This window comes from Microbacterium abyssi, assembly GCF_015277895.1.
Taxonomy (GTDB): Bacteria; Actinomycetota; Actinomycetes; order Actinomycetales; family Microbacteriaceae; genus Microbacterium; species Microbacterium abyssi.
The window spans coordinates 526,474-538,347 of sequence record NZ_CP063815.1; the positions used below are offsets into that span (position 1 = coordinate 526,474).

Genomic DNA, 11,874 nt, shown 5'->3' on the forward strand with positions numbered 1-11,874 from the left:
TCATTCGCTTTCGTCGTCGGATGCGGTGGCGGAGAGCTGCTCCGCGAGGTTGAAGACTTCGTTGAGAGGGGTGGCTGCCTGGTCGGGGCGACCGTCGAGGCCGACGAAGAAGCGGCTCATCTCGGCTTCCCAGCGCGTGGCTATCTCGGACTGCGCGAGGTACGCCTGAGCGGCCTCGTCGTCATCGGTCTCGTAGTAACCGATCAGGGTGCCGCCCTCTCCGAGGAAGAGGGAGTAGTTGCGTCGGCCGGCGGTAGCGATCTCGGCGAGCATCTCGGGCCAGACGGGGGAGTGCCACTCCAGGTACTCGTCCAGCAGGTCTGGTCGAACCTGCAGTTGGAAGCAGACGCGATGCGGTGTGGTCATCTTTGACGGACTCCTTGGCCGACGCGGATGCTGTGTGGCGGCATCCCTGGTGAATCGTTTCAAGGGTAGGCCGGGTCACGATCGCGCGCAAGTCGCGCCGGAGGCGTGAGCGGCGCGGTGGATGCCGTACACTCACGGTCAGCATGCAGTTGAGGAGGCCGCAGTGGCAGTGAGTGTGCGGGATGTCGCCGCCGCGGCATCCGTGTCTGTCGGCACGGTCTCGAACGTCCTGAACCAGCCCGACAAGGTCGCCGCGGTCACCGTCGCGCGGGTGCAGGCCGCGATCGAGGAACTCGGGTTCGTCCGCAACGACGCTGCTCGCCAGCTCCGCGCCGGTAGGAGTCGCAGCATCGGCATGGTCGTGCTCGACGCGGGCAACCCGTTCTTCGCGGCTGTCGCGCGCGGAGCGGAGGCGCGGGCAGAGCAGGACGGGCTGTCGGTGCTGCTCGGCAACAGCGATGAGAACGCGGCTCGGGAGGGCACCTATCTGGACCTGTTTCGCGAACAGCGGGTCAACGGCGTGCTCCTCACGCCGGCGGCACTCGTCGAGGAGCCCTTGCTGCGGCTGAGGCGGGCCGGAATTCCGGTGGTGCTCGTCGACCATGAGAGCGAGGACGCCATCACCTGCTCGGTAGCCGTCGATGACGTCGAGGGCGGGTACCTCGCGGCCGCGCATCTGCTGGAGCAGGGCCGGCGGAGGCTGCTGTTCCTCGGGGGCCCATCGTCGCTCGCGCAAGTCGCCCATCGCCTGGAGGGCGCACGTCGCGCGGTGACCGACGTGCCGGATGCCGTGCTCGAAGTGGTCGAGATGCCCGCGCTGACCGTGCTGAACGGTCGCGCCGCGGGTGAGGCCATCGCCGAGCGGGCGCCGGAGACGCGGCCGGATGCGATCTTCGCGGCGAACGATCTGCTGGCGGTGGGCCTGCTGCAGGGGCTCTCGATCTTCGGTTCCGTCCGCGTCCCGGAGGACATCGCCCTGATCGGCTACGACGACATCGACTTCGCGGCCTCCACGGTGGTGCCGCTCAGCTCGATCCGTCAGCCCGCCGAGCTCATCGGGCGCACCGCAGTGGAGCTGCTGCTCAAATCGATCGATGACCCGGCTGGCGCGTACGAGCGCCGAGTGCGCTTCCGGCCGGAGCTCGTCGTGCGCGAATCCACCGCCGGTTCCGGTGATTCGTTCGCAGCTGGCGCGAGCGGTTATGATGGCTGAGTGCATCCGCGCGCATTGCGCCGGATGCCTGGAGACGTCGCATAGTCAGGCCTAGTGCACCACCCTGCTAAGGTGGAGTCCCCTCACGGGGACCGAGGGTTCAAATCCCTCCGTCTCCGCAAAAAATCCCTGTTCAGGGTTCAGATCCCAAATCCTGGTGGATCGCTCGGGTCGCTCGGCGGGGCCGATTCTGGGCCCCAAGTGTACGTGGAGTGTACGCGATTTTGAGATTTGCTCTCCGCGGCCGCGAGCCGGTCCACGAAATCGCGGCGCTGCCCCTCGCCCAGTACGTGCGCGTATGTGGTGAGAACTGTCCTAGCCTCGTCGCCGAGATACTCTGCGACCTCGTTGATCGGCGTGCCCAGTCTCAGCCATGTTGAAGCGGCGAAGTGCCGAAGCGCGTGCCGGCGGAACCCGAGCGGAAACTTGCGTACCAGGTTGGCGGAGAACTGTCCGCCGAGCTGGTTAGTGAAGACATAGCTGCTAGTTGATTTTCCGGCGGCGTGAGCGTGGAAGATCTCGATCGCTCGCGGGGATAACGGGATCGATCGAGTGCCGCGCCAGGACTTTGGGGCCTTTTCCGCATACCCATCCGAGTGGGAACGTCCAACGTTGAGCTGTGTCAGCCCGTGCTCGCTGAGCCAGCTCACGCGCGCGGCTCGTGCTTCACCCCACCGGATACCGGTGAGGGACATGAACTCGAAGACGTCGGCGATATCAGACCGTCGCTCGCGGAGCAGGGCCAGTGTGGACGCGACCTGCTGCGGCGTAGGGATCTCGCCGAGACTGAGCGTTCGCTGCGCGGCCGTGCCGAGCTCCGGGATCTTCTTCATCGTCCGGACAGGATGAGGCTGGCGAAGCAAATCATGTTCAGCGGCGTACGTGAACAGGGCGCTGAGCGTCGTCCGCGCTCGCGCGACTGTTGCCGGGGCCTTTCCTGATTGCAGCTCGGCAACCAGATGCTCACGGACGTCTTCCGACTGGATCGACGACACCGGTCGGACTAAGAGTCGCTTCGACAGCGCGGCGAGGTTGTGGTTGTCCGTGTCGATCGTGTGCGGATTGCCGCTCGCGCGTGCGCGCTGGAACATCGCCACCAGTTCGCCCAAGCTGATCGACTTCGTCGGCGGCAGCGGGCGACCGGTGGTAAGCAAGTGCTTCTGCTCTCGTTCCCATGCCTCGGCTTCGCTCTTTCGATGGAAGGTCTTGGTGACGACTTGGACATTTCCGACCTTGACCCGGGCGAGGTATCTCGTCTTGCCCGCACTCGTCTTTCGCGTTTCGACACTCATGTCACGATGCCGGCGAGGCGCTCGACGTCGATCCGGCGATAGATGCGCTTGTGCTCAGTGATGTGCACTGGTGGCACGGGAGCTTTGCCATCGACGGCGAGGTGACGCAGCGTCGTGCGGTGGATGCCGAGGAGCAGTGCCGCTTCCTCTTCGGAATAGAACAGCGGGGCGAGCGCCGTGGTAGGTGTGGCGTCTGTCTCGGTGAGTTGGGTGTTATCCATCTGCCTGGCGGCCGACGTTGTACGTCATGCCCTCCAGGCGTCCCGCGTCGCGGGCCTTCCTGATCCAGTCGGATGCCGTGCGGTGCGGGATATCGAGCTCGACCTGTACGGCACGAACGGGTGGTGTGCCAGAAAGTGCGGCGGCGCCGTAGAGGATCTCGATGACCTCCATGCGCTCGTCCTTCGTCCCGCGCTTCACTGCTGCGGCTGCCATCCAGGGCGGGATGATCCTGCCTTCCGTAGAGGTGAGATCCGCGATCGAGGTCCAGCCCGCGTCGGGCTCGTCAGTGATCCGTACGGCGATGCAGTGCGGGATCGCGGCCTGGAGGATCGCGACGGACGCGGTGCGTCGCAGTGCCTGCTGATCGAAGTCGTCACGTGTCGCGCGGTTGATGATCGCGGTGACGATGTAACGGCCCTCGTTCGCGTTGTAATGCGCCTCGATTGTTGTCTCCACGCCGGCGTCGTCGTCGGTGGTTGTAGCGACGAATGCGGGGGCTATGCGCAGCGCGGACCCGACGGGCTGCGTTGCGGAGTGCCACGTCATCGTCTTGCCCTCGAGATTGTTCACGTCGACCTTCACCCCCTTAGTTTGTCTTACCGCGCCGGAGATTCGCAGATCCTTCTTGCCAAGTGTACGACTAAGGCGTTTACTTGTGTCAATACCCAGTTTCTATTCGCAAGATGGGGCGGCAATCATGACGGAACTGAGGATCATCTCTGCGGTGAACCAAAAGGGCGGGATGGGAAAGACAACGGTCACGATGCAACTTGCAGCTGCTCTGTCGCGCCGGCGCCGCGTACTCGTCGTCGACGTCGACCCCCAGCAGTCGACGGTGTGGTGGGCGGAGAACGCCGACCGCCGCCTTCCGTTCGACTTCGCCGGCAGGCAACATCCGAATGTGTTGGCGCGGCTGGAGCATCTCTCTGGCGACTACGACTTCGTGATCGTGGACACGCCCGGGAGCCTGGACGATCCGCGCACGCTCGATGTCGTCGTCGATGCGTCGCACCTCGTGATCGTGCCACTTGCGCCGGAACCACTCGCCGTCGAGCCGACGATGCGAACGATTGAGCGCGTGATCGAGCCCCGCGCTACCCGCTTCGAGGTGCTGCTCAATCGCATCGATCCTCGCGTGCGCGGCCAGCTGCACACGTGGACCCACCTGCTGGACGTCACGCTCGGCGTGCCCCGCTTCGACGCGTATCTCCGCCAGTACAAGACCCAGGCGGATGCACCGGTGCTCGGCAGCCTCGTGACGACGGTTCGGGACAACCGAAGAACGCAGGGAGCGATCTGGGACGTGACCCGTCTCGGGTACGAGGTTACGGAGCGGCTCAGTCCGCAACTTCAAGGGGCGTGGTGAGCCATGGCGCACGTGGACCTGGGTGCGAGGCTCACTGAGACGCGCGAGCGATTGCGACGTCAGGAGGGCGGACGGGAAGAGCCGACCGCGAAGTTCGCGCGTCTCACGCGGAAGGAGACGCGCGTTCGTGAGGACCAGTACGTCGATCTCTCACATCTGGCACGAGCCCTCATGCGAGACCGCGTCTCGCGCCGGGAACGGATCACCGAGAACACGCTGATCCGCGTCGCCATCGACCTGCTCCTCGCGCACCGTGATCAGCTTCGCGGCTCTGACGAGGGCGAGCTCCGCCGTTCGATGATGCCCGAAGTTCCGGAATTCCGGAGTTCGGCGGTTGCGGAGACTGGAACATCCGGCGTCCCGGACTCTCGAACGACGGATGCCCCAAACTCTCGACGTTCGGGCATCACAAACTCGCCGACTTTCGGACCTCGGAACTACGAGCCTCCGGAACCTGCCGGGTCCCGATACGGGAGGCGATTATGACGCAGGTCACCGTGTACTCGACCGGGCCCACGTGCCAGCGCTGCCGGCTCACGTGCCAGCGGCTCGACGCGCTCGGCATCCGGTACGACCTCGTGGACATCCACGATGAGCACAACGCCGCAGTCCGCAGGTTCCTGGTGGACGAGCTCGGATATCGTGAAGCGCCGATCGTCCAGGCGGGGGACTCGCGATGGGCCGGCTTCCGGCCGGATCTCATCGACGGCGTCGCTCGCGGGCTGGGCATCTCGTAGGTCCGAGACGAGAGTGAGAGGTGGGCAGCCCTGCCGGCTGCAAGAGGGTAGCGGACGGCACCCCGCTCCGTGCCGCGCTTTCGCGGCATATCCTCCCTCGCAGCGCTCAGTCCGGTATTCCACGACGCGGCACTGCGCGGCGCACCGTCCACTAGGAGTCGGCAGCTATCCGGCCGGGGCAGGAGTGCGGTCAGCTCAGCGCGAGATCGATGTCCCCGGCGTAGATGGGGTGACGACCGGCGCTGCGACATCAGGCGAGTCGTGACGGTCAGCGCGCTGCCTGAGCGCTGCGAGGCTCGATCGCAGGGAGGCCAGCTGGATGGGCACGACCTCGGATTCCGGCGGCACTGGAAGGTCGGGCACGACCTCCCGGATTGCGATCTCGTGGAGCTCGATGAGCGATTCGAGAGCAGCATCGGGAAGCGTGTGGAGCGATCGGGCGTAGTCGGTCATGTGGCGCAACTCGCTCAGCCATTGCGTCGCCTCGAGAGCGGTCATTTTCTCAGAACTCGCGGTGCGGAACGCGGCGGAAGCGTTTGGCATCGCGGATGCGTCTGCGCGGTCGGCGTCGAGTATCGTCTGTCCTCGACGACCGATCACCGTGAGGCGGTCAACGGCCGAGCCAGCTGCGGATGCTGCAACAAGCGCGTCGACATCGGCTATGTGCCGATCGTGCTCCGCCGGCGTGACGATATGAGATGCCTGGCGTCGCTGCATTCGTCGCAAGCCTCGCGAGCTGGTTGAGAGCAGGCTCTCGTCTCGACGCGTCGCAACGACGACGAAGTGCACCTGATAGCCGGAGTCGGTGAACCGCTGCGCAACGGCAAGTGCAGTCTCCGGTGAGCGAAAGGCGCCGTCGAGCAGCAGTGAGTATCGGCTGGTTCGCGCGTGGGCAATGCATGCCTGTAACCACAAGGCTGTGGCCTGCGACAGATCCTGCTGACCGACGGCAGAAGTGCGGAAGCCCGGGTCGAGGTAGCGCGGATGGAACGCTTGAAGCTCCTCACTCGAGACAGGGACGAGCTCACCACGGTGCGCGCGGCGTAACTGCGCGATTGCTCGTCCGGCGCCCGCCCCCGGAGCTCCCGCGAGCATGACAAGCGTTGGATGTGGGCTGGGCTGGATGCCGCCGAACACCGATCCCAGAACGAGCGACTCGCGGGCGGCCATCGGCTCTTGCGCGTCAGTCATGCGAAGGCCCTGCTTCCTCGCGCAACTCAGCTAGTTTCATGGCGACTTCGCCGCGATCGAAACCGTCGACATCGTTCAGCTCGGAGCGAAGCTGTGCGATCCGGTCGGCGATCTGCTCATCCTGACCGTCATCGGACGCGAGCAGATCCGCGACGGCAAGACGCGCCTCGTCGCGTAGGGCGTCGTAGAGCGCCGCATCATTCGCTCGCCAGAGCGAGGGGCGCTGGGGCATGTCGACTCCTCGTCTCGAGCTTACCAACGGTCCCGATGTCCGACGGACCTGCGGGAGCCAACGTGTCGCGTTGGCTCTCCACTGACTGGGGGCAATCGCTCTCGTTGAGTCGTTGTCACGGTTGTTTGAGCAGGTGTGCTCATCGTGCGAGCACGGTCTTCGATCGGTTTCCCTAATAGTGCCAGCGATGGCTCGTTCAGGAGTTGCGATCCATGGGGCGAATGACGTAATCTGAAGGAGCTCCGCACCGCGGAGTGGGGTTCGACAAGTTCGAACCAAGGGTATCTAGTAGCGACGCGTGGCTACAACCAGAGTCATTGGACCGTGAGCTCAACTCAAGTATTGCTCTGGCGCGCGACCCGTTTAGATATCGTTCGGTCCAACTAAATACTCAAAGTGTGCCCTAGGGACTTGCTCCTAGGGCACACTCGTATTTTGGCTGGTCACTGCCGAGGTCGGCTCGCTCGCAGGATGCTGAGCGCGACAGAACGGCGGTTCTTGCTCAGACCGCGAGAGTTTGTTGCCCGCAAGTAATTGCGCCGTGCGTTGCCGTTGGGCTGCGCGGCCAACCAGCGATAGATGCTCGGCCCAAATGCTTCGAGTTGACGATGACTCACGTTGGACGAGCGCACGACGGCCAGGACGACGCGTGTGGACGTTCTGGCGGTCGGATTCTGTCCTAGCCAGGACTGGACCAAGGACAAGGCTGTTGCAACCCGATCTCCGCGGAGTCCAGCCCAATCGATGAGCTCCACATAGAGGTAAGCCGTCGTCCAGTGCTCATTCTGAGCCTGAAGCCAACGCTCGACGTGATTCCAGAGGATTTCTTCGTGGACCCGGCTTGTCTCAACACGGAGCAGCGGTTGAAGAAGAAAAGTGGCATCTCGATGCTCACCGAACCGGTCTAGCCACCGTGAGACGCATGCCCAGAGCGTCGACAACTGCGCGTCATCAAGAATGTCCACCGAAGCGATTAGCCCGAGAAGGTGTCGCGAGTCGAGGCGAGCCGCGAGCGTTCCGAATCTCTCCGCAGCGAAAGGCCAGATGATCTTGAGCGCGATCGACGAGATTCGGGGGGAACTGAATGCTGCAAAAATCAGCTGTCTGATCTTGGCGTCGTGCTGATGGGCACTCAGCCATTCTTGGATACGCTCCCAGAGTTCTGTGGTTTGTGAGTCGGTTAGGTGACGGTACTCGACAAGCGCTATGAGCGAGTAGATGAGATGACGCTCACGAGTGAATCGCGTAAGCCAGGACGCGAGGTGCACCCAACCACTGTCGGGGATGCCCTCATCGGCGGCAGGGTTGCGTAAGACGGCTTGTAGGACGTATCCGCCGAATATGCCATTGTCCGTTGCCAGGAACTGCGAAGCCGCAGACCAGATCGCGCGTCGCATCGTCTCGGTTGTAGACCGATCGGCCAGTTCCTGAATCAGCTGGCCTGTTTCGTAGTCGGACGCAAGCTGCGGTGACTGTATGCAGTGCGTGAGCGCTGCCTCCGCGCGCCCAAGGGAGGCGGACGGGGTGGCGGGAAGCGCTGCGATCAACGTTCGCGCTAGACGGACGCTAGGTTGACCGTCGGGTGTCTGCTCGAGCCAAATGGTGGCACGGCCAACTATCTCCTCAGCATGGTCCTCCAGGATTGTTGGAGACTGCAACATCTTGCGAAGAAGGTGAGCCGCCGCCCCCGAGGAGCTTGTAGGTCCGTCGAGCCAATCGATCGCACGATCCCAGATGGTGCTAGGCAGTGCCCTTCCCGTAGTGGTTACGTACTCGACCGAGGCTTGAAGTACATAAGGCACCGAATCAGCTACGGTTCCATGCTTAAGCCATTTGAAGATCAGGTCGAACAGACGAGTCGCCCGAGCTGCGTCAAGAGCCTCCCATCTGAGCGCTGCCTGGAAGAGATGGCTGCCAGTGGAACCCGAGGCATGGAGAGGAAGCCATTTTTCGACGCACTCCCATAGGACTGCTGCAACACCTTCGCCGAGATAGCCCCATTTAAGGGCATCACTGAGCACGAGTCCGGCATCGAATCTATTTCCATGCTGCAGCAGCCACCTGCGGATGTGTGGCCAGATCCTTGGAGCGACGGGATCATCCTTTGGGCGGTCTCGCAGTGCCGCGCGTAGTACCCAACCCGAGTTCTCAGAATCCGTCGTTACAGCGAGCCAGGAGTCGACGAGATTCCAGATCCTCTCGGACCACGTTCGATGCGCCTGCTCCCATGCAATGAGCGGTTTCAGTAGGAATGAGGTGGCCTTGCTCCCGAGGTTAGCGGCCACCCAGCTCTCGACCGAGACGATCACAAACTCGTGGCGGTCTTGCTCAAGTCGCTTCGTCTTAAGCAGGCTCTCAAGTACGTATACGGCAGGAGGTTCCGTGCCGCGGGCTGACAACCAGTCAGCAACTAGCGGCCAGAGATCTGAGTCGAAGTCGCTGCTAGCGTTCTCGCTGCCGAGGAGCGACTCCAGTGCAAACGCTCCATCGATGTGGTGAGGGCGAGCCTGTATCCACGCGATGGTCAGACCCCAGGCATGGTCCCAGAGCTGCCGCGAGCGTTGCCGAAGCTCTGTCCGATCAACCACTGCGCTCAAGAGATGTATCGCGTGCTCGGTCTCCCCGAATGACTCTAGCCAACCTCGGATATAGTCACTGCACGTAGTCAGGTCCGAAGCTGAGAGCTCCGGGCGCCTGAGTAGGCGGCGCAAGGTGAAGTCGGCGGATACCTCGCCCCACCGCGGCTCTAGAGACTGAAGCGCTACGGACACTAGAGTCTCGCTGTCGACGGACGAGACGTCTTTCCGGGTGAGACACGCATTCATGACGAACTCGTCCACTGAACTACCCTGTTGGACGATCCATGCGACGGCTCGATCCGAGATGCTTGGAGAAACATCTTTCTCCAAGGATCTACACGCGACGAGCAAAGGCTCGGCTGCGAGCGGTGAATTCTCCACCGCTCCAAGCAACGAAGACCCAAGCGCGACCCAGCGACTCGTGAGGTCGTTCGACCAGAGCTCCGACTCCAGGATCTGCGCAGCAACTCGCGCGCTCCCAGCGGTATCCGCGCGAAGTGGCTCGGCGATTGCTTCGCTGGACTGCATAAGCCAGTGGGTCGCTCGAGATCGTAGCTCCACGATCGGCAGGTCCTGCGCGACGCGTTCGTCCAGGACGCGTTCGAGTGACGCAATCACGTTCGCGAACGGAGCGGGAGAGTTTAGGGCGGTTCTCAAGACCGTCGCGAGAGCCGACTCCCGAACGATCCCAGTGCTGTGGTGTAGCACGGCAGCTTCGAGGATCTTGTCCACGACAACGTCGTGTGCAGACGAGAGCTGGTGGTCCACGTCGATAAGCCAGCCAAGTTGACGTAGACGCTCGAGCGTGACTGCCACCAGTTCGCGGGATGCTCCTTCAACTGCGCACAGAGCGGTCTCGAGTAGAGCATCGGCGCTGGCGGGTGCCGACGCGAGGCAGACAGCCGCGACGAGCATGTGTGAGGGCAGTTCTTCGCCTGCGCTCGCTTGAGTAGGAAGTATGTCGTCCTCGAGCAGGCGGTCATCGAGCCAGGAGGCGATGTCTTCGGACACGAGCGCCGCAGGGAGATCGCCAGTTGTGACTACTTGCGCTTCCACGACTTGGCCGAGAAGGACGGCAAGAATTGGCCGATGGCTGCCCGTCAGGTCGAGCACCGTAGCGGCTCCGAACTTCGTCGTGGCCGACGGTGCAATCTCTCTAACGATCGCGAGGCAGACGTCTCTTGCGTCTTGCTCCGTGGGCGCCAGAAAGACCCTGCTGAAGCGGCTCATCCCGGCGTCATGCCTGTGACGCAGTTCCCATCCGGTACGACTCGTTGCCAGCAGTCTGAGGCGCGGTGAGCTCGAAGCCGCGTTCGCGATCTCTGTCAATGCGAGTAGGTCGAGCTCCCGCGCGAGATTGAGATAGTCGAGCAGTAGCAACACCGGCGCTGCTGCGGGGTCTCGCACGCGCTCGCTTATGGTGTCCGCGACGCGGGCCGCGTTGCCGCCCCGGACGTGTATGACGTCCCACCCAGATTCTGCAGCAATATCTCCCACCTCGAGGAGCGTTCGCGTCTTGCCGACCCCTCCGTGCCCGACGAGCAGCACTGAGCCCGTGCCGCCCTCGCTCAGCGACGACCATAGCGAATCTGGGCTCCACGGGGTGCCCTGTGGCGGCCTAACAAACCGAAGGTCCTCTGATGTCAGCCGGGACCGATACCCGCGCAACGAGGCGATGACCTCGTCATGATAGAGAAGCGACGACGGTAGGGGGCCACGACGTGCAGGAACTTCGATCTGCGCATGTACGCCTAATGCTTCGAGGGCGGTCGGAATTGCGATGGCATACAAGACATTCGCGAAGCCGGACGAACGTCCTCGCGCCGTTGCGGGTTGCTGTTCAACAAGGACGGCAACCGCCGAGTTGTCATCGTCGGCCGTGACGGCCGCGCCGGAGTATCCATGGAAGTCTTGGAGCGTTTGGTCCACCCGGAGTTGAAGGGCTGGCACCGAACGCCCGTACGCGTTTCTACGACTCCGGCGTACGGACGTGATGGTTCCGGTCAGATCGGGCCGCGCATCGCCCGGGGTAGCTTCCAGATGCCAGAGCTCCGCGGGGGAAGGTCTCCTTACGGGCGATACATCGAAGTCGCCGTCGACGTGCAGGATCGCGACGTCCAGATCGGCATCTCGTCGCGTGAAGATCACGGCGACGCGGGGTTCGTCGAGACCAAGTGAAACGCCGAGATCACCAGGCTGTGTATCGCCGACTACATGGCCTGCGGTGAGGAGGATGCGCGGAGCTACACAGATCGCCCGGCCGACCGGCCGTCCGCCGCGATAGACCTGCACGTGGCTAGCTCGAGGGGAGCCGAGGGGAGAAAGTGACGGATACTTCGAAGCTCGCTTCCGCGGCGATCGAGGAGATGATTACTGAACCCTCATAACCTAGCGATACTCCGAACGTTGCTTCGACCGACGCGAGATGCCATCCATCCGGGGTGGGAAGTTCGGGCAGGCTCTTCGCTAATGTGGCGACGCCAGCCTTAACTCCGCGTTGCACGTCGTCGATGCGCCCGGTAAGCCGCTCGATCGTGGAGTCCTCGGAGATGAGTCTTCCCTCCGCGTTGGTTGGGCGGACTTCGATGAGAACAGCTGTGTCCTCAGTGGCATTTTGGTTCTCTGCTCCCATTCGACTGACTCTAGCTCAAAGCCGAAATCACAGCCGCTCGCAAA

At 63.2% G+C, this 11,874-nt stretch carries 11 protein-coding genes and 1 tRNA gene; 4 read left to right on the forward strand and 8 right to left on the reverse strand.

What is annotated here, in order from left to right; all coding sequences use genetic code 11:
* Complete coding sequence (locus IM776_RS02510; protein WP_194421507.1) at nt 1–366, reverse strand: L-rhamnose mutarotase; 366 nt, start codon at nt 364–366, stop codon at nt 1–3.
* 163 nt (nt 367–529) lie between these two features.
* On the opposite strand from IM776_RS02510, the gene IM776_RS02515 reads away from it, so the two are divergent.
* Nucleotides 530–1,579: a LacI family DNA-binding transcriptional regulator gene (locus IM776_RS02515; RefSeq protein WP_228479873.1), complete on the forward strand. Its 1,050-nt coding sequence runs from the start codon at nt 530–532 to the stop codon at nt 1,577–1,579.
* Between the two features lie 30 nt (nt 1,580–1,609).
* Nucleotides 1,610–1,698: transfer RNA gene (locus IM776_RS02520), tRNA-Ser, on the forward strand.
* Between the two features lie 21 nt (nt 1,699–1,719).
* On the opposite strand, the gene IM776_RS02525 is transcribed toward IM776_RS02520, so the two are convergent.
* From IM776_RS02525 to IM776_RS02535, 3 genes are read right to left on the reverse strand one after another with little or no spacing between them, the layout of a single operon-like run.
* Complete coding sequence (locus tag IM776_RS02525; protein ID WP_194421509.1) at nt 1,720–2,871, reverse strand: tyrosine-type recombinase/integrase; 1,152 nt, start codon at nt 2,869–2,871, stop codon at nt 1,720–1,722.
* Nucleotides 2,868–3,092 carry a helix-turn-helix transcriptional regulator gene (locus tag IM776_RS02530; RefSeq protein WP_194421510.1) on the reverse strand — a complete coding sequence of 75 codons (225 nt, stop codon included), beginning with the start codon at nt 3,090–3,092 and terminating at the stop codon, nt 2,868–2,870. The genes IM776_RS02525 and IM776_RS02530 overlap by 4 nt, the downstream gene beginning before the upstream one ends.
* On the reverse strand, nt 3,085–3,675 hold the full coding sequence (locus IM776_RS02535; protein WP_228479874.1) for a hypothetical protein: 591 nt from the start codon (nt 3,673–3,675) through the stop codon (nt 3,085–3,087). The genes IM776_RS02530 and IM776_RS02535 overlap by 8 nt, the downstream gene beginning before the upstream one ends.
* A gap of 115 nt (nt 3,676–3,790) precedes the next feature.
* Between IM776_RS02535 and IM776_RS02540 the strand changes: the two genes are divergently transcribed.
* Together IM776_RS02540 and IM776_RS02545 are read left to right on the forward strand one after the other, a co-directional pair.
* On the forward strand, nt 3,791–4,459 hold the full coding sequence (locus tag IM776_RS02540; protein WP_228480011.1) for a ParA family protein: 669 nt from the start codon (nt 3,791–3,793) through the stop codon (nt 4,457–4,459).
* 482 nt (nt 4,460–4,941) lie between these two features.
* Entirely contained in the window at nt 4,942–5,196 is a 255-nt protein-coding gene (locus IM776_RS02545; RefSeq protein WP_194421512.1) for a glutaredoxin family protein, read from the forward strand.
* Nucleotides 5,197–5,391: 195 nt separating this feature from the next.
* On the opposite strand, the gene IM776_RS02550 is transcribed toward IM776_RS02545, so the two are convergent.
* The 4 genes from IM776_RS02550 to IM776_RS02565 all read right to left on the reverse strand — a co-directional run bounded on the left by IM776_RS02550 (nt 5,392) and on the right by IM776_RS02565 (nt 11,830).
* Nucleotides 5,392–6,387: a zeta toxin family protein gene (locus IM776_RS02550; protein ID WP_194421513.1), complete on the reverse strand. Its 996-nt coding sequence runs from the start codon at nt 6,385–6,387 to the stop codon at nt 5,392–5,394.
* On the reverse strand, nt 6,380–6,619 hold the full coding sequence (locus IM776_RS02555; RefSeq protein ID WP_194421514.1) for a hypothetical protein: 240 nt from the start codon (nt 6,617–6,619) through the stop codon (nt 6,380–6,382). The genes IM776_RS02550 and IM776_RS02555 overlap by 8 nt, the downstream gene beginning before the upstream one ends.
* Before the next feature lie 443 nt (nt 6,620–7,062).
* Entirely contained in the window at nt 7,063–11,490 is a 4,428-nt protein-coding gene (locus IM776_RS02560; RefSeq protein WP_194421515.1) for a S1 family peptidase, read from the reverse strand.
* 4 nt (nt 11,491–11,494) lie between these two features.
* Nucleotides 11,495–11,830, reverse strand: coding sequence for a CU044_2847 family protein (locus IM776_RS02565; protein ID WP_194421516.1), 336 nt, complete (start codon nt 11,828–11,830; stop codon nt 11,495–11,497).
* Nucleotides 11,831–11,874: the final 44 nt, after the last annotated feature.